General features: G+C 66.7%; 25 protein-coding genes. 15 read left to right on the top strand and 10 right to left on the bottom strand.

Translation table 11 applies throughout. The features are described 5' to 3' along the window. Positions 1–9 precede the first annotated feature (9 nt). Positions 10–474: a glycine zipper 2TM domain-containing protein gene (locus FG94_RS23025; RefSeq protein WP_027866110.1), complete on the bottom strand. Its 465-nt coding sequence runs from the start codon at positions 472–474 to the stop codon at positions 10–12. Between the two features lie 238 nt (positions 475–712). Between FG94_RS23025 and FG94_RS23020 the strand changes: the two genes are divergently transcribed. The 3 genes from FG94_RS23020 to FG94_RS23010 all read left to right on the top strand — a co-directional run bounded on the left by FG94_RS23020 (position 713) and on the right by FG94_RS23010 (position 2951). Beyond that, positions 713–1261, top strand: coding sequence for a hypothetical protein (locus FG94_RS23020; protein WP_027866109.1), 549 nt, complete (start codon positions 713–715; stop codon positions 1259–1261). Positions 1262–1325: 64 nt separating this feature from the next. Then, positions 1326–1640 carry a BON domain-containing protein gene (locus tag FG94_RS23015; protein WP_027866108.1) on the top strand — a complete coding sequence of 105 codons (315 nt, stop codon included), beginning with the start codon at positions 1326–1328 and terminating at the stop codon, positions 1638–1640. A 45-nt stretch (positions 1641–1685) separates the two neighbouring features. Continuing rightward, positions 1686–2951: an AI-2E family transporter gene (locus FG94_RS23010; protein WP_081926145.1), complete on the top strand. Its 1266-nt coding sequence runs from the start codon at positions 1686–1688 to the stop codon at positions 2949–2951. Between the two features lie 155 nt (positions 2952–3106). On the opposite strand, the gene FG94_RS23005 is transcribed toward FG94_RS23010, so the two are convergent. Continuing rightward, positions 3107–4063, bottom strand: coding sequence for a YihY/virulence factor BrkB family protein (locus FG94_RS23005; protein ID WP_051997031.1), 957 nt, complete (start codon positions 4061–4063; stop codon positions 3107–3109). A gap of 108 nt (positions 4064–4171) precedes the next feature. Further along, positions 4172–5200 (bottom strand): OmpA family protein, encoded by a 1029-nt coding sequence (locus FG94_RS23000; protein WP_036216642.1) that lies wholly within the window; start codon positions 5198–5200, stop codon positions 4172–4174. 408 nt (positions 5201–5608) lie between these two features. Between FG94_RS23000 and FG94_RS22995 the strand changes: the two genes are divergently transcribed. From FG94_RS22995 to FG94_RS28595, 6 genes are all read left to right on the top strand, one after another. After that, complete coding sequence (locus tag FG94_RS22995; protein WP_027866105.1) at positions 5609–6223, top strand: winged helix-turn-helix domain-containing protein; 615 nt, start codon at positions 5609–5611, stop codon at positions 6221–6223. Positions 6224–6424: 201 nt separating this feature from the next. Next, positions 6425–7186, top strand: a complete 762-nt coding sequence (locus tag FG94_RS22990; protein WP_036216641.1) for a glutathione peroxidase — start codon at positions 6425–6427, stop codon at positions 7184–7186. Between the two features lies 1 nt (position 7187). Further along, positions 7188–8075 (top strand): zinc-dependent peptidase, encoded by an 888-nt coding sequence (locus FG94_RS22985; RefSeq protein ID WP_036216640.1) that lies wholly within the window; start codon positions 7188–7190, stop codon positions 8073–8075. Positions 8076–8161: 86 nt separating this feature from the next. Further along, on the top strand, positions 8162–8719 hold the full coding sequence (locus FG94_RS22980; protein ID WP_036216639.1) for a glycine zipper domain-containing protein: 558 nt from the start codon (positions 8162–8164) through the stop codon (positions 8717–8719). Positions 8720–8852: 133 nt separating this feature from the next. After that, entirely contained in the window at positions 8853–9341 is a 489-nt protein-coding gene (locus tag FG94_RS22975) for an SDR family NAD(P)-dependent oxidoreductase (RefSeq protein WP_307188129.1), read from the top strand. After that, positions 9338–9595, top strand: a complete 258-nt coding sequence (locus FG94_RS28595) for an SDR family oxidoreductase (RefSeq protein ID WP_307188128.1) — start codon at positions 9338–9340, stop codon at positions 9593–9595. Before FG94_RS22975 ends, FG94_RS28595 begins: the two co-directional genes overlap by 4 nt. A 29-nt stretch (positions 9596–9624) precedes the next feature. Here FG94_RS28595 and FG94_RS22970 read toward each other — a convergent pair whose 3' ends face one another. From FG94_RS22970 to FG94_RS22940, 7 genes are all read right to left on the bottom strand, one after another. Next, positions 9625–10182, bottom strand: a complete 558-nt coding sequence (locus FG94_RS22970) for a hypothetical protein (protein WP_229446045.1) — start codon at positions 10180–10182, stop codon at positions 9625–9627. 28 nt (positions 10183–10210) lie between these two features. Continuing rightward, positions 10211–11080 (bottom strand): hypothetical protein, encoded by an 870-nt coding sequence (locus FG94_RS22965; RefSeq protein ID WP_036216637.1) that lies wholly within the window; start codon positions 11078–11080, stop codon positions 10211–10213. A 116-nt stretch (positions 11081–11196) separates the two neighbouring features. Then, the gene (locus FG94_RS22960; protein ID WP_036216635.1) at positions 11197–11562 is read right to left on the bottom strand and encodes a VOC family protein; all 366 of its coding nucleotides are present in this window, start codon (positions 11560–11562) and stop codon (positions 11197–11199) included. A gap of 44 nt (positions 11563–11606) precedes the next feature. Further along, positions 11607–12413, bottom strand: a complete 807-nt coding sequence (hyi, locus tag FG94_RS22955) for a hydroxypyruvate isomerase (RefSeq protein ID WP_036216633.1) — start codon at positions 12411–12413, stop codon at positions 11607–11609. A 61-nt stretch (positions 12414–12474) separates the two neighbouring features. Next, on the bottom strand, positions 12475–12942 hold the full coding sequence (locus FG94_RS26260; protein WP_051997036.1) for a MarR family winged helix-turn-helix transcriptional regulator: 468 nt from the start codon (positions 12940–12942) through the stop codon (positions 12475–12477). Positions 12943–13118: 176 nt separating this feature from the next. Beyond that, positions 13119–14525, bottom strand: a complete 1407-nt coding sequence (locus FG94_RS22945; RefSeq protein WP_051997030.1) for a DEAD/DEAH box helicase — start codon at positions 14523–14525, stop codon at positions 13119–13121. 434 nt (positions 14526–14959) lie between these two features. Continuing rightward, positions 14960–15739, bottom strand: coding sequence for an inositol monophosphatase family protein (locus FG94_RS22940; protein WP_027866095.1), 780 nt, complete (start codon positions 15737–15739; stop codon positions 14960–14962). 175 nt (positions 15740–15914) lie between these two features. Here FG94_RS22940 and FG94_RS22935 point away from each other — a divergent pair, with 175 nt between their 5' ends. The 6 genes from FG94_RS22935 (at position 15915) to FG94_RS26255 (ending at position 21715) form a co-directional block, all read left to right on the top strand. Continuing rightward, on the top strand, positions 15915–16676 hold the full coding sequence (locus FG94_RS22935; protein ID WP_036216631.1) for an RNA methyltransferase: 762 nt from the start codon (positions 15915–15917) through the stop codon (positions 16674–16676). A gap of 177 nt (positions 16677–16853) precedes the next feature. After that, positions 16854–17564 carry a class I SAM-dependent methyltransferase gene (locus FG94_RS22930; protein ID WP_036216629.1) on the top strand — a complete coding sequence of 237 codons (711 nt, stop codon included), beginning with the start codon at positions 16854–16856 and terminating at the stop codon, positions 17562–17564. A gap of 113 nt (positions 17565–17677) precedes the next feature. Next, the gene (locus FG94_RS22925; protein ID WP_036216628.1) at positions 17678–18196 is read left to right on the top strand and encodes a hypothetical protein; all 519 of its coding nucleotides are present in this window, start codon (positions 17678–17680) and stop codon (positions 18194–18196) included. Next, entirely contained in the window at positions 18193–19815 is a 1623-nt protein-coding gene (locus FG94_RS22920; RefSeq protein ID WP_036216626.1) for a GMC family oxidoreductase, read from the top strand. Before FG94_RS22925 ends, FG94_RS22920 begins: the two co-directional genes overlap by 4 nt. Positions 19816–19825: 10 nt before the next feature. Continuing rightward, positions 19826–20779, top strand: a complete 954-nt coding sequence (locus FG94_RS22915; protein WP_036216625.1) for an alpha/beta fold hydrolase — start codon at positions 19826–19828, stop codon at positions 20777–20779. A gap of 72 nt (positions 20780–20851) precedes the next feature. Then, on the top strand, positions 20852–21715 hold the full coding sequence (locus tag FG94_RS26255; RefSeq protein ID WP_051997029.1) for a response regulator: 864 nt from the start codon (positions 20852–20854) through the stop codon (positions 21713–21715). Positions 21716–21809 lie beyond the last annotated feature (94 nt).

Here is a 21809-nt window from a genome sequence, read left to right as displayed (position 1 = left end):
CGGTGCCGATCAGTAGCGGTAGACGCGGCCGTCGACGATGCGCACGCGGTTGCCCACGCGCAGGTCGTAGACGCTGTCCTGGTTCACGGCGCGGTACTCGCCGTTATCCATGCGCACGTTGATCTGGTACATCTCGGCGCCGCCGGCCTGGCGGTTGCGCTCGACGTTATTGCCGATCGCCGCGCCTGCAACGCCGCCGGCGACGGTCGCGGCGGTACGGCCGCTACCGCTGCCGACCTGGTTGCCGGCCAGGGCGCCAACCACGCCGCCCAGGATCGCACCGGCGCCGCTGGTGCGGTTTTCGCCCTGGACGACCTGGATCGACTCGATCGTGCCATAGCCCATCGAGACGTTGTTATAGCCGCTGTTGTAGCCGTTGTTCGACGCGTAGGGGTTCGACGAGGTACTGGCGCAGCCGGTAAGGAGGGCGGTGGAAGCCAGCACGGCAACAGCGAGAGTACGGGTTGCTTTCATGTTGTTCTCCTGATAAGTGTATGGCTCCAGCTTAGCCACGGCCGCGCAAGGGGTCTGTGCGTTGCCTAACCGTCCTTGCCCAGCATATCTGGCTCCTTTTTCAGAGAGCTTCCACGCCGAATTTGATCCATATACAGATGACTTGTTGCAGTAAGCCTGCTGTGTTCGGCACCGAACAGAAACTGCGCCAACCGACGTGTAAAACGTCATTAGCGTGTTGACAAATGGAGAATAAAAAATGAAAACATCCCATGCATTCCTGCTCGTCGGCGCCGCGCTCGCCTGGGCTGGCGCGGTACGGGCGCAAGCCGTGCCGGATGCAAAGACGGCCTACGAACAGGCCAAGGCCACGGCCGAAGCGAACTACAAGTCGGCGCGGGCGCGCTGCGACCAGATCGCCGGCAACCCGCACGACCTGTGCATGGCCGAGGCCAAGGCCGCACGCGTGCGTGTCGAGGAAGAAGCCGAGGCCGCGTACAAGAATACCCTGTCGGCCTATACCCAAGCCCGCATGCGCATCGCGTCCGCCAACTACGACCGCGACAAGGTGCGCTGCGCCGCCGTCACCGGCAATGACCGCGACGTCTGCATGGAGCAGGCCAAGGCCACCCTGGTTGCCGCCCAGGCCGATGCCAAGGCCGACCGCAAGGCCATCGAAGCGCGCCAGGATGCGCGCGAAGACAAGCTGGCCGCCGAATACCGCGTCGCGATCCAGAAATGCGATGCCTACGCCGGCGCCGTCAAGGACCAGTGCGTCAACACTGCCAAGACCGCGTTCGGAAAATGATCCCACTTGCCCGCATGGGCTTTACTGTAGTTAGACCACCGCAGTTTTTAATCAAGGAGCTATCATGAAAATCGCACAACGCCTCGTCACCGCCGCCTTCACCGCCGCCGTCGCCATCACCGCCGTGGGCTGCTCGTCGAACCCGACCTCGAAGTCCGCCGGCGAGTACGTCGATGACGCCGTAATCACCACCAAGGTCAAGGCTGCCTTCGCCGCCGACCCGACCGTCAAGGCGACCGAAGTGAACGTGGAAACCTACAAGGGCGACGTCCAGCTGTCGGGCTTCGTGGCCGAGCCGCGCGACGCACAGCGCGCCGTGGAAATCGCGCGCGGCGTACAAGGTGTAACCTCTGTGAAGAACGACATCCGCGTCAAGTAATCCCCAGCGCCGGGGCGGCCCGGCTCCATTGTCAAGGCACGATCCATGCAGCTCGCACCACCCGAACCTGTCGAACCAGCTGCAAGCGCGCCCGACAATGCCGCCCCGGCGGCGCCACCCCCCGCTTCCCCGGCGGCGGGACCAGGCGCCGAGCCCGGCCCTGCAGGCGACGAGCTCACGATGCACGTGGGCGGCCTGCGGCTGCCGATCCACGTCAATGCCCGCGGGCTCTTGCTGGGCATCCTGGCCACCATCGCCAGCCTGTTCGCGCTCCAGTGGGCGCAGAAATTCTTCGTGCCGCTCCTGCTCGGCATCTTCATCGCCTATACCCTCAACCCGGTCGTGCGCTGGCTCGAGCGCTGGCACGTCAAGCGCGTCATCGGCGCGACCCTGGTCACCGCCGTCATCATGGGCGCGCTGGGCGGCACCCTGTACCGGCTGCAGGACGAATTCTTCAACATCATCGACGAGCTGCCGACCCTGACGACCAAGGTCACCAGGATCCTGACCGACAGCACCGGCCAGCGCTCGACCATCCAGCAGGTGCAGGCCGCCGCCGCCGAGATCGAGCGCGCCGCCTCCAGCGCCACCGGCGGGGAAGAGCGCCGTGCGATCCAGAAGCGCACCCAGTCGGTCCCGCCGGCGCCCGCGGCCGGCAGCAGCATCCGCGTGATGGACTGGGTGCTGGCCGGCTCGATCGGCCTGGCCACCTTCCTGTCGCAAGCCACCATGGTGGTGTTCCTGGTGTTCTTCCTGCTGCTCGCGGGCGACACCTTCAAGCGCAAGCTGGTCAAGCTCACCGGGCCCTCGTTGACGCGCAAAAAAGTGACCGTCCACATCCTGGACGACATGAACAATGCGATCCAGATGTACATGTTCATGCTGCTGGTGACCAACGTGCTGCTGGCGCTGCTCACCTGGGCGGCACTGCGTGCGATCGGCCTCGAGAACGCCGGCGCCTGGGCCGCCTTCGCCGGCGTGGCCCACATCGTGCCTTACTTCGGCCCGCTCCTGATCACCATCGCCACCGGGGCGGTGGCCTTCTTCCAGTTCGAGTCGCTGCGCATGGTGATCCTGGTGGCCGGGTCCTCGCTCGGCATCGCGACACTGGTCGGCATGGTCGTGACGACCTGGATGACCGGCAAGATCGCCAAGATGAACCCGGCGGCCGTCTTCGTGAGCCTGCTGTTCTGGGGCTGGCTGTGGGGGATGTGGGGCCTGCTGCTCGGCGTGCCGGTGGTGGTGGTGCTGAAGGTGGTGGCCGAACGGGTCGAGGGAATGGAAGCGCTGGCGGAGTTGCTGGGGGAGTGACTTGGTCCGGTGGACCAAGTCACGCTCGGGCGGCGGTGCCGCCCGGCTAGAAACACAGTGTGCGGACCGATAGCGCCGACCAAAGGCGCCGCCCGGCTAGGAACACAGTGTGCAGACCAATAGCGCCGACCAACGGCGCCGACCAATTGCGCAGATTACCCCGCGCGCCCGTTCTTCCAGGTGACAGTCGGCTCCGGCGGCGCATCCTCCTCTTTCTTCTTGTCCCCGGTCTCATGCGCCGGCTTGTGCTTCAGGCTGCCCATCTTGAGCGCATACTGGCGGGCGAACTCGGCGCCCAGGAAGAAGATCTGCGCCGAGTAATACACCCAGAGCAGCAGGGCGATCAGCGAGCCGGCCGCGCCGAAGCTGTCCGTGGTGCCGCTGTTGCCGATGTAGAGGCCGATGCCGAACTTGCCAAGCGTGAACATCGCGGCCGTTCCCAGCGCACCGATGGTGACGTCGTGCCAGGACAGCTTGATGCGCGGCAGCAGCTTGTAGATCACGCCGAACAGGGTAGCGATCACCAGGAAGCTCACCGCCGAGGCGACCCAGCCCATGACCAAGGCGGCTTCCTTCCACATGCCGCCGATGTAGGTCTCGACCACGGCCAGTGCCGCGCTGACGACCAGCGAGACCATCAGCAGGAAGCCCAGCACCAGGATCAGGCCAAAGGAGAGCAGGCGGGTGCGCACCAGGTTCCAGAAGCCGGATTCCTTCGGCGGCGGAACGTCCCAGATCTCGTCCAGGCTGTCCTTCAGTTCCGAGAACACGGTGGTGGCGCCCACGATCAGCAGCACGAAGGCGACGATGGTCGCGAACAGTCCGCTCTCCTTGTTCTGCGCGCCGGCCAGGATCGCCTGGATGGTTTCGGCCCCCTGGGGACCGACGAGGCCGCGCAGCTGGGCCAGCAGTTGTCCCTGGGCCGCTTCGGCGCCATAGAAGAAGCCGGCGATGGCGATCACCAGCACCAGCACCGGCGCCAGCGAGAACAAGGTATAGAAGGCAAGTGCCGCCCCTTTGCTGGAGGCGCGATGATCGAGCCATTCCATTACCGCGCAGCGCATCACGTGGACCAGCTCACACGAATACGGCAGCCATTTTTTGATAGCCATGACTCCTCCAATTGAAAAGGGGGCCGCAGCCCCCTTCGATCATGCGGTGATGCCCGGCCGTCCTGCCGTGCGGGACGGTAAGCGCGGCCGGGCAGGCGCTGCCGCCTGTTACTGAACGCGCTTCTCGACGGTGATCTGCTCGACCTCGACGCGGCGGTTCGGCTCCAGGCAATCGATCAGTTCCTGGCGCTTGCGCTGGTTGCACTGGACCAGCGGGTTGGCTTCGCCCTTGCCGTAGGCCTTCAGGCGGTTGCCGTCGACGCCCTTGCTGATCAGGTAGTCGCGCACGGTGTTGGCGCGGCGCTCGGACAGCTTCAGGTTGTATTTTTCCGAACCCAGGCGGTCGGTGTAGCCGGTGATGTCGACGTCGGTGACGCTCGGATCGGCCTGCAGGGCGGCGGCGATTTCGTCCAGCTTCGGCGACGGCATGATCAGGTCGGACTTGTCGAACTCGAACAGCTTGGTGGCTTCCAGGGTGACCTTCTCGAAGCGCGGCGGCGGCGGAGGAGCGACCGGTGCCGGTGCCGGTGCCGGGGCTTCCACGACCGGTGCCGGTGCCGGCGCCGGTGCCGGCGGTGCCGGCGGCGGGTTGAAGGCGTAGTTCAGGCCGATGCTCATGTACTTGTTGTTGATGCGGCGCGGGCCGAACTGCTCGTGGTCGCGCAGGAAGCCGCGCACGGCGCGCACGTCGAACTGCATCGACCATTGCGGGGTCAGCGTTGCCTGATAACCGATACCGGCGGTCAGGTAGGGCGAATTCTTGCCGACGTTGCGCAGCGGGTTCTGCACCTTGTCACGTTCGACACCGACACCGAGGAGCACGAAGGGGCGGAAGCTCTTGCGCGAGAACATCAGCAAGGCGTCGGCGCCCAGCAGGGTCTGGCGGTAACGCGCCGGGCCGTCTTCGAAACGCACCTGGCTGCCGCCGAACTGGATGTCCCACATTTCGTTCACGGCCTTACCGAACTTCAACCCGCCGCCCCAGTCGCGGTCCGCCACGCCCATGCGCGCGTCCGGCTTCGCAAGGATGGCGCTCGGCTGGATGTACCACGACGGGTTGATGACTTCTTGGGCCATGGAGCTGCCGGCCGCGCACAGGAGGGCGGCGGCCAGGGCGATCTTCTTCGTATTATTCACAGGTGACTCCCATAAGGTGAAGGGTTATTGACATCGCATGCCTTGACATAGATGTTGGATAAAGATTAACAGTGCAAGTTCCGCAATCTCGGTGCGGTACCGCACCTAGCGGCGATGAGCTGTGCAATTTTACAACAGTGGTAAAAATGCCACATGCGTCTGGCGTGCGCACCATGTTGGTGCGCGATTTTTTCCGCTGGAAACAAGCACGACTGCCAGCCTCCGGCAAGCGGCCTTATCAAAAATGCTTGCAGGAATAATTCTGAATGTTGGATGGCGCACAGACCGGGATGTCTGACGCAGGCAATCTTGAGCCCAGTTAAGCGGAACCGAGGTGTTGTCAGGGTGTCATACGACACACAGCGACCCGGACCACACAGTCTCACTCTTTAAACGGAGCTCAAGAACATGCATGCAACGACCCATCACAACGCGGTGCAAGGCGACATCGGCGCGGTGCACACTTCCAGCAACTCTGCGCTGATCGAACGCGTCCCCCCGCAACCGACCGAGCGCGCGCCGATTTCGCTGGCGCCGATCGAACGCGTCCGTTCGACCTCGGCCACGCAGCGCCGGATCGAAAACATGCAGAAACTGATCAACGAACTGTCGACCCATGAAATGCTGGCCGACGAAATCGCATGGTTCCTGAAATTCTCGCCGTCGGGCGCACGCAAGTACATCCGTGACCTGCGCGAAGCCGGCGTCATCGAGCTGGCACGCTACATCGAAGGCACCGCCACCTACCTGGGCAAGGCCGTGTACCAGATCTGCCCGGACCAGGAACGCGTGAAGGCCTTCCTGGCCGCGATCTGCCAGCCGAAGCGCGAAGGCGCCGCCCCGCGCAAGGAGCGTCCGGGCCTGCGCGAGCAGAACATGGCCGGCAGCGGCCGCCACTTCCACATCCTGGCGGACGACACCCATTACGCGATTCGCGTCAACCGCAGCCCGGTCACCCGCGATCCGCTGGTGGCAGCCCTGTTCGGCCCGGCCCCGAGCCAGACCGCCAAGGAACGCGCTTAAATAAGCGCACCCGGCCGGCCGCGGTAGAGACCCGCGGCAGCCGCCGGTCCAGACGATCGCTGTCGTCATTCAAGCCGCGCGTTGCGCGGCTTTTTGTTTTTCAAGTGAACAATTTTTAACGACGGTGTGTTGAAATCCGGTCAACAAGCCCTACCTCCCTCCCATCGCGGCCGCGCTGCCGCTAAAAGGAAAGGATGACCGATGCCAAGCACTTTACCGACCGCGGAGTCCCTGCAGGGCAGGCCGGTCCCGCGCGTGAGCTTCAAGGCGCGCCCCGACGACCAATGGCAGGACATCAGCACGGACGAGCTCTTCAAGGGCAAGACCGTGGTCGTGTTCTCGCTGCCCGGCGCCTTCACGCCCACCTGTTCCTCGACCCACCTGCCGCGCTACAACGAGCTGGCGCCGACCCTGCGCGAGAACGGCGTCGACGACATCGTCTGCATCGCCGTCAACGACGCTTTCGTGATGAACCAGTGGAAGTCCGGGCAGGATGCCGGCAACATCACCCTGATCCCGGACGGCAACGGCGATTTCACCGAGGGCATGGGCATGCTGGTCGACAAGCGCGACCTCGGTTTCGGCATGCGCTCCTGGCGCTACGCGATGCTGGTCAAGGACGGCATAATCGACAAAATCTTCATCGAGCCACAGCGCGAAGGCGACCCCTTCGAGGTTTCGGACGCCGATACGATGCTGAGCTATATCAACCCGAATGCGAAGATTCCCGAGCCGGTGGTGATGTTCTCGCGCCCCGGCTGCCCGCATTGTGCGCGCGCCAAGGCCGCCTTGCGCGAGAATGACATCGTGTTCACCGATATTTCGGAAGACCAGAAGATCACGACGAGCGTGCTGCGCGGCCTGACCGGTCGCCTGACTTGGCCGCAGGTATTCGTGGGCGGCAGGCTGATCGGCGGCGCCGACGACGTGCTGGCATGGGTTGCATCCTCACGGGAAGCCTGACATGGAAGGCATCATCGCCGGCCTCATCGGGGCCGGACTGCTGGCGGCATGGCTGTTGCCGAAGCTGCGCCTGCGCCGCGCACTGGCGCGTCCGCTCGCGCCGGAGCTGGTGGCCATTCTCGAGCGTAACCTGGCCCAGTATGCCCGCATGGACGAGGGGCAGCAGCGGCGCCTGCGGCGCCTGGTCCAGCAATTCCTGCACGAGAAAGCCTTCGTCGGCTGCGCTGGCCTCGAGGTGACGGACGAGATGCGCGTGACCATCGCCGCCCAGGCCTGCATGCTGGTGCTGGGACGGACCGGCGACGCCAGCCCGGCGAACCTGTACCCGTCGCTGCATGCGGTGCTGGTCTATCCGGGCGCCTTCCTGGTGCCGCGCCGCGAGGTCGATGCCGCGGGCGTCGTCACCGAGCAGCGCCAGGACCTGCTGGGCGAATCCTGGGGCGACGGCCGCGTGATCCTGTCCTGGGACCATGTGCGCCGTGCCGGGGCGGATGCGCCCGAGAGTCACAATGTGGTGCTGCACGAGTTCGCCCACCAGCTCGACAGCGAATCGGGCAGCACCAACGGCGCGCCCTACCTGGGCAGCACCGAGCGCTACCGCAGCTGGTCCGAAGTCCTGTCGCGCAACTACGCGGCCTTGCGGCGCGATGCGATGTGGGGGCAGCGCGGCGTGCTCGACCATTACGGCGCCAGCAGCCCGGCCGAGTTCTTCGCGGTGGCGACCGAAAGCTTTTTCGAGCAGCCATGGGAACTGTCGGCGCGCCACCCGGACCTGTACGAGGAATTCCTGAAGTATTTCCGCGTCGATCCGCGCGACTGGGTGGCCGAACCGCAGCCGGTGTTCGACGATCCGTTCCAGCATGGTGTCGTCTACGGCCAATGGCGCTAAGTACCTGAGCTGCGTGCGTGTCCGTACAGAGCAATACAGGCGCGGCGGGGCATAGTTGAGCTACCAACGATCCAGGAGAAATCGTCATGTCTACCATTATTGCAGGGCGTTTCCAGCTTCAGGATGAAGTCGACCGCGCGCGCCGCGCGCTGGCCGACGCTGGCTTCGACAACAGCCGCATCAGCGGGTTCTACCTGAGCCAGCCGGGCCAGCACGACCAGACCCCGATCGGGGGCGACCATCTGCAGTCTCCCGGCGCCAAGGAAACGCCGGAAGGCGTGGTGCAGGGTGTCGCCACCGGCGGCGCGGTCGGCGCGGTGATCGGCGCCGCCACGTCGCCCGTCACCGGGCCGCTGGGCCCGGTCGTGGGCGGTCTGGTCGGCGGCCACGTCGGCTCGCTGTTCAGCTTTTCCAAGATGAAGGACCGCGGCGAATCCGAAGAAGGCAGCAGCGAGAACCGGGTGCCGCCGCGCGAAGCCGGCATGCTGGTAGCGGTCGCTTTCGACGACGCCGGCATGGCGGACCGCGCGGTCGACGTGCTGCGGCAGCTCGGCGCCCACCACATCGAGCGTGCCGAGGGCAACATCGTCGACGGCGACTGGGCCGATTTCAATCCGGGCAGCCGCCCCGAGCTCATCGCTTGAGCTTCGGTCTTGCCTTGATCTTGGTCAACAAGGCTCGGAAGCCGCTTCCCTACAATCGGTAGATCGCATCCCGGGACAGTCCCGCCAGGCTTGTCCTTGAAGGATGCCGTATACCAAGTCCAAGGGATCCTTCATGAGCAAACGCGTCGCCCTCGTCACCGGGGGCATGGGCGGACTCGGCACGGCCTTGTGCCGCCGCCTGCATCTCGACGGTTTCACCGTCGCCGCCACCTTTTCGCCATCCAACCACTATCGTTGCGAATGGCTGGCCAGCCACCGCCGCGACGGCATGGAATTCATCGCGCTCGAGGCCGACGTGGCCGACTTCGAGTGCGCGGGCCGCGCGGTCCAGCGCCTGCTCGGGCATGCCGGCCGCATCAACGTGCTCGTCAATAATGCCGGCCTGGCGCGCGACCGCAGCATGTGCAGGATGGGCCTGGACGACTGGCATGCGGTGATGGGTGTCAACCTCGACGGCGCCTTCAACATGGCGCGCCATACCATCGAGACCATGGTCGCGCAGCGCTGGGGACGCATCGTCAACATCGGCTCCGTCAACGGGCAGCAGGGAGCGCTGAACCTGGCCACACTGGTGCCGCCAAGGCCCGCCTGCACGGCTTGACCAAGGCGCTGGCGCTGGAGTCGGCGCGCCACGGCGTCACCGTCAACACGGTGTCGCCGGGCTACCTCGACACCCGCTCGACGCACGACGTGTCGCCGCAGGTGCTGCACGAACGCATCCTGCCGCAGATCCCGGTCGGACGCCTGGGCCAGCCCGGCGAAGTGGCGGCCATGGTGTCCTGGCTGGTGTCGGACGCGGCGGGCTTCGTCACCGGCGCCAACCTGGCGATCAATGGCGGACAGCACATGTGCTGACGGCAAGGCCGCGCGCCTTCTTCCCGGACTCAGCTTGCCTTGGCAGGGGGCTTCGGCTTGAGCGCATTCAGGGCCTTGCCGTGCTTGTCGATCTTGTCGACGGCGGCTAGGATCAGCGCCGGCTGGCCGGTCGCGGCGGCGCCGGCCAGGGCCAGCAGGCCGCCCACCAGGCCGGCCGCCTCACCGATGGCGCCGATCTTGCGGATCTTCTCGGCGGCGTCGGCGGTCAGCTTGACGAGCTGGGCCTGCTGCTTGCCCAGGCCCTTGACGATGAGGGTGGCGGCGTCGACGTGCAGGCCGTTGGCGCGCTGGCGCAGCAGCACTTCGTCCTCGAACAGGGCGCGGGCCTTGTCCTGCACGTGTTCGGGCACCGGCCGGCCGCCGTAGCTGCGGATCTCCTGCATCACGCGCTCGTGCAGCTGGTCGGCGCAGGCCGACAGGTGGTCGGCCAGCTCGACGATCTTCTCGGTGCTGGACAGGGCGGGGCCAGCCGTGGCGGCCGGGGCCTTGGCCGCATCGACGTCGGCCTCGGCCGGGGACGCAAGGTCGGTGGATGCGCTGCTGGAACGGGTCGGGGTGGTAGCCATGTGTCCTCCTGTTTACCGCGCTAGGTTCTCAGTCGCCGGACAGCCCGTCGCGGATGGTGCGCAGGTCACGTCCGTAGTTGGCCAGCAGGCGCCGGATTTCCGCGTCCGACAGCTTGCCGAGGTTCTCGCGCATTTTCTGGTGCCCGAGAGCCACCTTGGTCAGGCCCTGCAGGGCCAGCTCGTAGCGGCGGTCGACCAGCTTGTATTCGGTGGCCTTGTTCAGGTAGTGCACCTTGGCGAGCGTCACCAGCATGCGGTCCGAATTGCGCGTCGAAAACGGGATCTCGACATCGAAGATGCCGAGGATCGTCTTCTTCTCATTCTCGTTGGTCTTGTAGTAGAGGCGGGTGAGCGAGATCATGGCGTCCAGCAGCACCTGCACGTCGGCGTCGCCGTCGCGCACCATGGTTTCCACGCTGCGGTTCTGGTAGCCGGAGGCGATCACGCGCGTCAGCAGGCGGGTCAGGCCGGTGTAGGCCGTGATGTGGCGCTGCTGCAGGCCGGACTCGGCATTGGCTTTCAGGCCGTTGCCGAGGTCGTCGATGCGCTCGGACAGGTCGTAGCGCGCATCGCCGGCGAGCAGGCTCAGGGTCTGCATGTAGAGCACCAGGGTCTTCTGGATGGCGATGAAGTCCTCGTGCACCGCCTTGCGCTTGGCGTCGTTCTCGCGCGCCAGCTTGTCGGCGGCGGGGGACAGGTAGGGTTGTTCGCGCTCGTAGGTGTCGCGGTAGCGGCGCGCCAGTTCGGCGTAGCCGCCCAGCCGCGCCGAGGCATCGGCGAATTCGCGCACTTCCTGCAGGCTGACCGGGCCGCCGGTGGTCGTCCCGCAGCCGCCCAGCAGCATGCCGCACAGGATCGGAAGGACGACGAGCAGGCGGATCGAAAGATGTCGCAACATGGGGATCCTTTCTGGCCTGGGGGAGCGGCCCGAAAGTCCCCATTGTTTCAAACTCCGCGCGGCAAAGTCTTGCTGGCGGTCAAGTGCCTGAGCTTACACAAGCAGGTATGCACGTCTTATTCGACTTTGCTGCGGTCGAAATGCGGATTCTGGATCACGCCGAACAGGTTGCCGTAGGGATCGCGCACGGTCGCGACGCGGATGCCGCCGCCGACGTCGGTCACGGGCGCATCCACTTCCGCCCCCAGGCTCGCCAGGCGCGCGACCTCGGCCTCGATGTCTTGCGTGCCCCAGTAGGCGGTGGCGCCGGCGCTGCCCGGCTGGCCGTCGGGGATCAGGCCCAGCTCGAAGCCGCCCACCTCGAAGCCGACGTAGAAGACTTCGTTCAAATAGGGCGCCTTGCCGAGGACCTGCTCATACCAGGCGGTGGCCTCGGCCAGATTGGTGACGGGGTAAATTACGGTGCGCAATCCCTGGATCATCGTGGCTCCTTAAGCCGGGTAAAGCATCGATGCTGCCCGAAGCTTCACGCCCTGTCCAGCCAGGATGCATGACGCTTGCGTTCTTCGTGCAGCCAGCCGAGCGAAGCCTGCGTGTCGCCCTGCGGCAGGTATTCGCAGCCGACCCATCCTTCGTAGCCGAGTTCGTCCAGCAGGCCGAACAGGAAGGGGAAATTGATCTCGCCGGTGCCGGGCTGGTGGCGGCCCGGCACGTCGGCCAGCTGGACGTGGCGGATCAGGGGGAAGTGGCGGCGGATCGTTTCGGCCAGCTCGCCCTCCATCCGCTGCATGTGGTAGATGTCGTACTGCAGGCCCAGGTTGGGGGCGCCGACTTCCTCGATGACCGCCATTGCCTGGCGCGTGCCGGTGAGGAAATAGCCGGGCATGTCGCGGTCGTTGATCGGCTCGATCAGCAGGCTGATGCCGTGCTCCCGGCAGCGCGCCGCCGCATGGCGCAGGTTGGCGACGTAGGCGGCGTGGGCCCGTTCATGGCCGAGGTTCGGCGGCATCCTGCCGGCCAGGCAGTGCAGGCGGCGCACGCCCAGCTCGAGCGCATAGTCGAGGGCCAGGTCGACCCCGTCCTGGAATTCCGCGCTGCGGCGCGGATCGCAGGCCAGGCCGCGCTCGCCGGCGGCCCAGTCGCCGGCCGGCAGGTTGTGCAGCACCAGTTCCAGTCCGTAGCGCTGCAGGCGCGCGGCGATCTGCTCGGCCTCGAAGGCATACGGAAACAGGAACTCGACCGCATCGAAGCCGGCCGCGCGTGCGGCGGCAAAGCGGTCGAGGAAGGGGAGCTCGTTGAACAGCAGGCTCAGGTTGGCGGCGAATCTCGGCATGCGGCGCTTCGGTGGATGGCGATCCCGCTATCCTAGCCGATTCGGCCCCATGCCTCCCGGCTTACTGACTACCGCCCAGCTGGGCCAGCAGGGTCGAGGTCGACTCGATCTGCTCACGCGAGGGCGCGCCGAGCAGCATGCGGCTGACGTTGTGCACCACCACGCCGGCATTGAGCACCAGTTCGCTCCCGGTGGGCGTGATGATGCCGTAGCCGACGCGGGCATCGCGCGGATCGCTCTGGCGGCCGACCAGGCCGATCTTTTCCAGCGGCAGCAGCGAGCGGGTGACGCCGGACGCCGTCAGGCCCAGCTTCTCGGCCAGGTCGACCCGGCGCAGCCGCCCGCCCGGGGCTCGCTGCAGGCTCAGCAGCAACTGGTAGTCGGCAAAACTGATGCCGTGCAGGCTGCCCAATGAACTGTCGAGGCGCCGCGACAGCGCCGCCCAGGCACGCGCCATGCGCAGGCAGAACTCGCTGGTGGGGCTGTCGAGGGGAGCAGCGGTAGCGGAAGTGTCGTTCGTGTCGATCATGGCGGTGTCCAATTGTTGAGATAAAGTTGATTACTCAAATATATACTCCTTTGCGACACTTGGCAAGTGCTTGAGTAATCAACTATCATGCCCTGGCGAGAAAAAAGGCCGGCGTCGATGTGGTCGACGCCGACCTTCATGCAAAGCGGGCAGGGCAGCGAGCGCTGCCCGTGCGATCAGCGCTCGCGGCGCGGTGCGGAACCGCTGCGCGGGCCGCGGCTGGCGCTGCTGCCATTGCGGTTGCCGCCGTTGGCGCCCGCCGGGCGATTGCCTGCCGGACGGCCGCCATTGCCGCCACCGTTGCCGGCACCGGCGCCGGCACTGCGCGGCTGGCCCTGGCCGCCGCGGTTGCCGCCTGGGCGACCGCCACCGCGGTTCGCATGGCCCGGGGCGCCGCTGCGCAGCTGGATCGGCTGTGCTTTCGCGGTCGGGTCCGGCTCGAAGCCCGGGATCACGTGGCGGGGCAGGGTCTGCTTGATCAGCTTCTCGATGTCCTTGAGCATCTGGTGCTCGTCCACGCATACCAGCGAGACCGCTTCACCGGTGGCGCCGGCACGGCCGGTACGGCCGATCCGGTGCACATAATCTTCCGGCACGTTCGGCAGGTCGTAGTTGACCACGTGCGGCAGCTGATCGATGTCAATGCCGCGTGCGGCGATGTCGGTGGCCACCAGCACCTGCAGGCTGCCGTCCTTGAACTCGGCCAGCGCCTTGGTGCGCGCCGACTGGCTCTTGTTGCCGTGGATCGCCATCGCGCCGATGCCGTCCTTGCCCAGCTGTTCCACCAGCTTGTTGGCGCCGTGCTTGGTGCGGGTAAACACCAGCACCTGGTGCCAGCTGTTTTCCTTGATCAGGTGCGACAGCATCGGGTGCTTCTTGTCGCGGTCGACCGGGTGGATCTTTTGCGCGATCACTTCCACGGTCGAGTTGCGGCGCGCCACTTCGATCGACTGCGGGTTGTTCAGCAGCTTGTCGGCCAGCGCCTTGATGTCGTCCGAGAAGGTGGCCGAGAACAGCAGGTTCTGGCGCTTCGGCGGCAGGATCGCCAGCACCTTCTTGATGTCGTGGATGAAGCCCATGTCCAGCATGCGGTCGGCTTCGTCCAGGATCAGGATCTCGATCTTGGACAGGTCGACGGTGCCCTGGCCGGCGTGGTCGAGCAGGCGGCCCGGGGTGGCGACCAGCACGTCGACGCCCTGCTTGAGCAGCTTGATCTGCGGGTTGATGCCGACGCCGCCGAAGATCACGGCCGAGTTCAGGTTGGTGTACTTGCCGTACAGGCGCACGCTTTCCTCGACCTGGGCCGCGAGTTCGCGGGTCGGGGTCAGCACCAGGGCGCGGATAGCGCGCGGGGCAGTCTTGTTCTTGAGCGCCTGGCCGGTCTTGTCCGACGAGAGCAGTTGCAGGATCGGCAGGGTGAAGCCGGCGGTCTTGCCGGTGCCGGTCTGGGCGCCGGCCAGCAGGTCGCCGCCGTTCAGGACGGCGGGGATCGCCTGGGCCTGGATCGGGGTCGGCGAGGTGTAGCCTTGTTCAGTTACCGCGCGAACGATCGCATCGGACAAACCGAGAGTGGAAAATGACATAGATTCTTTATAAAAAGGTGGCCTGCGCAACACAGCGCCGGTCCAGGCAAATCGGATTAGTCATTGCAGGCGGGACGCAGTACAAACCGCGGGAACGCCGGACGCTGCCGCGCGTGGTAGACCCGCGCTGGCAGCCGGGATTATAGAGGACTTGTTTCTCTATGGAAAGTTTCTGACCGGGACTTTCCGTCCGGTGAAGCGGGTGCACTGTCTGCACCCGGAACCACAAGGCGTATTCTACGCGAAATCGCTGCAGCCGACCTTTAAGCGCTGCTTAGAACCTATCCCCGTAGGGAATGAGTCGTTGCTGGCGCGCCTGACAATCGGGTGCTGCGTTGCTCGTCGTTGCATGGCCAGCCATGCGGCCTCCTCGCACCTTGCCCCCGCTTGCCATGCATCGCCATCAACTTCCTCCTCCCTACCGGGATAGGTTCTTAGGCGAAGGCCGCCAGCAGCGGAACCATGGCGCCGAACACCTTCGGGCCGGCGGCGATGATGTCGCCCTTGTGCAGGTAGTCCGATTCGCCGTTGAATTCGCCGACGATGCCGCCGGCTTCGGTCACCAAGAGGGCGCCCGCCGCGATGTCCCACACCTTCAGGCCCTTCTCGAAATAACCGTCGATGCGGCCGGCGGCCACGTTGGCCAGTTCCAGCGCGGCCGAACCGCCGCTGCGCACGCCGTGGCAGCGCGAGGCGACCGTTTCGTACATGCGCAGGTATTCGGCCAGCGCGCGCGGATCCGGACCGTGGCCCGAGGCCAGCAAGGCCTTGCCGATGCGGTCCTTGCTGCTCACGCGGATGCGCTTGTCGTTCAGGTAGGCGCCGGCGCCCTTGGTGGCGGTGAACAGGTCGTTGCGCACCGGGTCGTAGACCAGGGCGTTGGTGATCACGCCTTTCTGTTGCAGGGCGATCGAGATGCAGAAGTTGGGGTAGCCGTGCAGGAAATTGGTGGTGCCGTCGATCGGGTCGATGATCCACACGTTTTCGCTCTCGTCATTCAGGTTCTTCGACGCGCCCGATTCCTCCGCCAGGATGGCGTGGTCCGGGTAGGCCTTCAGCAGCGTTTCCACGATCGCCTGTTCCGACGCCTGGTCGATGTCGGTGACGAAATCGTTGTGATTTTTTTCAGAAATGGTGATGCGATCGAGGTCGAAGGACGCGCGGTTGATGACGGTGGCGGCGCGGCGGGCGGCCTTGACGGCCGTATTGAGCATTGGGTGCATGGGCTTTCCGTGGAAAAAACGCGAACGCCCACCACGCTGTCGAGCGCCGTGAACGGTCAGCTGAATAGAGAATGACAAAGAGCAAAGCGGTGCCGAACCCGTTACAATCCACGACTTTCCAGCCCCGGATGACAACAGCCCGCACCGCGCGATGGCGCTATTTTAAATGAACCCGACCGAAATCAACACATCTCTGTTCAAAAGGCTCCGTTTCGTGCTGGTCGAGACCAGCCGCGCGGGCAATGTCGGCTCGGTGGCGCGCGCCATGAAGACGATGGGATTCAGCGAACTGGTGCTGGTGTCGCCGCGCTGCGAGGACCCGCTGAACGATGCCGAGGCGGTGGCGTTCGCGAGCGGCGCGGGCGACGTGCTGGCCAATGCCCGTATCGTCGGCAGCATCGGCGAAGCGCTGGACGGCTGCAATTTCGCCGCCGCTGTGTCGGCACGCCTGCGCGAATTCTCGCCGCCGGTGTGGACGCCGCGCGCCTTCGCGGCTCACGCGGCGGGGCAGGGCGAGTTGCGGCCCGCACTGGTGTTGGGCAACGAGCGGGTCGGACTGCCGAACGAGATCGTCCAGCAGTGCAACGTGCTGATCAACATTCCCTCGAACCCGGAGTATTCCTCGCTCAACTTGTCTCAGGCGGCCCAGGTGCTGGCCTACGAATGCCGGCTTGCGGCGACTGGCGACACCGTCGAGGAACGCGGCGTGGGCTTTCACGGCGACGCCGCCAGCATGGCGCAGATCGACGGCATGTACGCCCACCTCGAAGAAGCGCTGGTGGCGATCGGCTTCCTCAACGCGAACAACCCGAAGAAGCTGATGCCGCGCCTGAAGCGCCTGTTCTCGCGCACCGGGCTCGAGACCGAGGAAGTCAACATCCTGCGCGGGATCGCGCGCGCGATCATCGAGCAGAAGCCCAAGAAATAGCGTGCAAAGAATATTTGCCTGCCGGGTCCGGGATGCAAATTTCCTTTGCACCCGACGTGTCGTGTAAAGCTTTGTAAAGACGCCGTCCGATCGGCGTCAAGGCTGCTACTGCGCAAGTTTCGTGCCGCACCATTGCTGAAAATCGTGGACAAAGGCACCGACCGGTCGGGAGGCAGCATGAAAAACGAGCTCGAGCACGAACGCATCGTACGAACGTATCGGCAGTGGAGTGGCGGCGGCGCGCTGCCGCGCTACGAACGGCTGCGCCCCGACTTCCTGCGACAGAGCCTGGACTGTTCGACGGGCTTCGGCGCCATGCTGCGCAGAACCGTCGGGCGCGACCTGGCGGCGCTGAGGGTGCTGGACGTCGGTTGCGGCACCGGCGCTTTCCTGCGCCAGCTGATCGACTGGGGAGCGAACCCGGCCAACCTGACCGGCACCGAGCTGTTGGCCGAACGATTGGATGCGGCGCGCCGCAACACGGCACAGGGCGTGCACTGGCATCTCGGCGGACTCGAGCCCATACCGGACGGCAGTGCAGACTTGATCAGCGCCCACACGGTGTTCTCGTCGGTCCTGGCCGACGACGCGCGCCAGGCACTTGCCGCGCACATGTGGCGTATCCTGCGGCCCGGCGGCTGGTGCATGATCTTCGACTTCCGCTATAACAATCCACGTAACCGCAATGTGCGCCGGCTCACCCGGGCCGAGCTCGACCGCCTGTGGCCGGCGCGCGAGCGCCACTACCGGACCTTGCTGCTGGCGCCGCCACTGGCGCGCATGCTGGCCAAGGCCCCGCACCTGGTGCCGGAGACGCTCGCCACGCTGCTGCCGCCATTGCGCTCGCATTTCGTCTTCATGGCGAAGAAGGACGATGCACCATCATGACCGGCTTGTCCGCTCGGCGCGTCCTGGAGTTCCCCCTCTAGTTTCCGGCTCCGAAGGGTGTTCCCTTTGGCGTACACTAGCCAAAAGACAAGAGGCATTCCTGGGACAGATAGATGGGGACATCACGACGGACTTTCCTGAAAGCCGGCGGCCTGGCCGCGCTCGCGCTGGCGGCCGGCGGCGCGTTCTACCGCGCCAGGTACAGCGGCACGCCACACCGCTTCGCACTGGACGGCGAAGCGCGTGCGGCCCTGCATGCGATCCTGCCGGCGATCCTGGCCGGCGCGCTGCCCCAGGATGCCGGCCGTGAGGCTGCGCTCACCAGGACCATCGACGGCGTCCACCAGGCCATCCTCGGCCTGCCTCCCGGCACCCAGAAGGAAGTCCAGGACCTGTTCGGCCTGCTCGCGCTGGCACCCGCGCGCCGCCTGCTGACTGGCATCGCGGGCGGTTGGGAAGGAGCGCGTGTCGACGAGGTGAGCGCTTGCCTGGAGGACTGGCGCCTGCACCGCCTCGGCCTGCTGCGCAGTGCCTACCACGCGCTGCACGACCTGGTGCTCGGCGCCTGGTATGCGCAGCCGGCCAGCTGGGCGGCCATCGGCTATCCCGGCCCGATGAAGGAGCTGGCGTGAACACGCCGATCGTCGCGGACCCGATCGCGGCCGGCATCGCCAAGGGCTGGAAGATCGTCGACGCCGCGACGCTGGCGCAGGACCGCAGCTTCGAGGCCGACGTCGTCATCGTCGGCAGCGGCGCCGGCGGCGGCGTCACGGCCGAGATCCTGGCGCGCTCGGGCCTGTCGGTCATCGTGGTGGAAGAGGGCGCACTGACATCCTCGCGCGACTTCAGGATGCGCGAAGCCGAGGCCTATCCTGCGCTGTACCAGGAATCGGCCGCGCGCAAGACCGTCGACAAGGGCATCAACATCCTGCAGGGCCGCACCGTGGGCGGCTCCACGGTGGTCAACTGGACCTCGAGCTTCCGCACCCCGCCCGCCACCCTCGACTGGTGGCGCCGCCACTACGCGCTGCCCGACAGCACGCCGGACGCGCTGGCGCCCTGGTTCGCGATGATGGAGGCGCGCCTGCACATCGCCGACTGGCCGGGTGCGCCCAACGAGAACAACGCGGTCCTGCGCCGCGGCGCCGAGAAGCTCGGTATTCCCACAGGCCTGATCCGCCGTAACGTCAACGGCTGCTGGAACCTCGGCTACTGCGGCATGGGCTGCCCGACCAATGCCAAGCAGTCGATGCTGGTGACGACCATCCCGGCCGCGCTGGAGCAGGGCGCGCTGCTCGTCACGCGCGCCCGCGCGCAGCGCTTCATGATCCAGGGCGAGCGGATCGAGGAGCTCCTGTGCCAGGCCCTCGATGGGCCCGGCGTCCTGCCCACCGGGCGGGTGCTGCGCCTGCGCGCACGCCATTTCGTGGTGGCGGGCGGCGCGATCAATTCGCCCGCGCTGCTGCTGCGCTCGAAGGCTCCCGACCCCAGCGGCCAGCTGGGCCGGCGCACCTTCCTGCACCCGACCATCATCTCGGCCGCCTTTTTCCCGCAGCGCGTGGAAGCCTGGGCCGGCGCGCCGCAGACCGTGTATTCCGACCACTACCTGGCGGGCCCCATGGACGGCCCGATCGGCTACAAGCTGGAAGCGCCGCCACTGCATCCGCTGCTGCTGGCCACCACCATGAACGGTTTCGGCGAGAGCCACGCCGCCCTGATGCGCGACTTCCCGCACCTGGCGGGCATGCTGGCCCTGCTGCGCGACGGCTTCCACGAGGGCGCGCCGGGCGGCAGCGTGCGCCTGCGCGGCGACGGCAGCCCGGAACTCGACTATCCGATGAGCAGTTATCTGTGGGATGGCGCGCGCCGCGCGCTGCTCACGATGGCCGAGATCCAGTTCGCCGCCGGCGCCAGCGGCGTGCAGCCGGCCCACGAGATGGCGCGCCGCTACACTTCCTGGCGCGAGGCGAAGGCCGCCATCGCGGCCCTGCCGCAGGGGCTGCAGCTCACGCGCGTGGCCTCGGCCCACGTGATGGGCGGCTGCGCGATGTCGGGCGACGAGCGCCTTGGCGTCACCACGCCGGAGGGCCGCTACCGCGGCCTGGCCAACCTGTCGGTGCACGACGGCTCGCTGTTCCCGACCTCGCTCGGCGCCAATCCGCAACTGACGATCTATGGGTTCAGCGCCAGGCTGGCGAGCGGCCTTGCCGCATCGCTCACCGGCAGGCCGGCGGCCCGGCTGGCCGCATGAGGGCAGGACCATGAGCGCGCGCCGCCTGCTCCAGTTGCTGCTCCTGATCCAGGCGCTCGCCGCGCTGGGCATCGGCCTGGCCGCCGTCGAGATCTTCGGCGCCAGCCGCTGGCAGGCCCTGGCCCTGGGCCTGGGCAGCGTTGTGCTGGTGCGCCTCTTCATCAACCTCAACAACTTCTTCATGAGCGCGCGCTTCGCCAGCCCCACGCCCGGCGAGTACCGGCTCGGCTTCACGGCGCGCGTGCGCATGTTCCTGGAAGAGTTCAGCGCCAGCATGCTGCAGTCCTCGTGGACCATGCCGCGCGCCAGCGCCCGCACCCGCATCCATCCGGGTTCACGAATGCCGCCGGTCCTGCTGCTGCACGGCTATGGCTGCAACAGCGGCTACTGGGCGCACCTGGTGCCGCGCCTCGACGCCGCCGGCATCAGCCACGCCTCGGTCGACCTCGAGCCGATTACCGGCGACATCGACGGCTATGCGCCGCTGGTCGAGCGCGCGGTCGAGGCACTGAGAACGGCGACCGGCGCGGACCAGGTGATCATCGTCGCGCACAGCATGGGCGGGCTGGTGGCGCGGGCCTGGATGCGCGCCTGCGGTACGCAGCGGGTGGCGCGCCTGATCACGCTCGGCACGCCGCACCACGGCACCTGCCTGGCCGCCTTCGGCCTCGGCCTGAACGCGGCCCAGATGCGCCGGGCCGCGCGCGCCGAACCGCCCGAATGCGCCTGGCTGCGCACGCTCGCCGCAAACGAGGACGCGGGGGCGCGCGCCCTGGTCACCTCGATCTACTCCCATCACGACAACATCATTGCGCCCCAGACCTCGAGCGAGCTGCCGGGCGCGCGCAACCTGGCCTTCGGCGGCGTCGGCCATGTCGCGCTGGGCCGCAATCCACGCGTGCTCGACGCCGTGATGGAGGAGATCGCCCGCCAGGGCCTGGCGGCGCAACGGGCAAGCGTCTAGCGCATCCGGGACTGGCTGTATTGACGGGCGCCGTGTTACAGTAAGCGCAACGCCTCAACTGGAGCGCCGAACTTGGCCCGCATCCTGATCATCGAAGACAATCCCGCCAACGTCGAGCTGATGGCGTTTCTGCTCACCGCCTATGGACACCATGCCGTCAGCGCCCCTGACGGCCCGCGCGGCATTGCTTGCGCCCGCGCCGCGCCGCCCGACCTGGTGGCCTGCGACGTCAACCTGCCCGGCATGGACGGCTTTTCGGTGCTGGCCGCACTCAAGGCGGAGCCCGCCCTTGCCAGGGCGCCGGTGCTGGCCGTGACGGCGCTGGCGATGGCCGGCGACCGCGAGAAGGTGCTGGCCGCCGGCTTCGACGGCTACATCAGCAAGCCGATCGAACCGGAGAGCTTCGTGGCGGAACTCGAAGCCTTCCTGCCTGCCGCCGCACCCGCGCATGGCGTTTCCGCCGCGCCGGCCCAGGCGCCTGTCCCGGCGCCGGCGGCCGTCCCGCAGGCGCAGGCCGCCCAGCCGACCATCCTGCTGGTCGACGACGATCCCTTCATGCTGGCCGTGCTGGCCGACATGCTCGGCGACGAGCCGGTGCGCGTGCTGAGTGCAGGCTCCGGCCCCGAGGCCCTGGCCCTGCTCGAGTGCGAGCCGGTCGAGGTCATCCTGTGCGACCAGGCCATGCCCGGCATGCGCGGCACCGAGGTGCTGGCCCAGGTCGCCGCGCGCCATCCGCGCACCGTGCGGCTGATGCTGACCGGGCAGCAGGACCTGGCCGAGATCGACGCGGCGCTGCGTTCCGGCGTGGCCGATGCCCACTACGCCAAGCCGGTCTCGGCAGGCAGCCTGCGCCAGCGCATGCGCGAGGCGCTGTCGCTGCAGCGCAGCCGCGCTCTTTATAATGGCGCTGTCACCGTTAGGTGTTGGAGATCTTGAACTGTTGAGCTGAACCGATGTCAAACCACTGTCCGATCGACAGTGGAGGTGGCAATGCAGGCGGCAAGCTTCAAACCGTGGCTGGCGCGTGTCG

Source organism: Massilia sp. LC238, assembly GCF_000735635.1.
Lineage (GTDB): Bacteria > Pseudomonadota > Gammaproteobacteria > Burkholderiales > Burkholderiaceae_D > Telluria > Telluria varians.
This window is presented reverse-complemented; position numbering and strand designations above follow the sequence as displayed.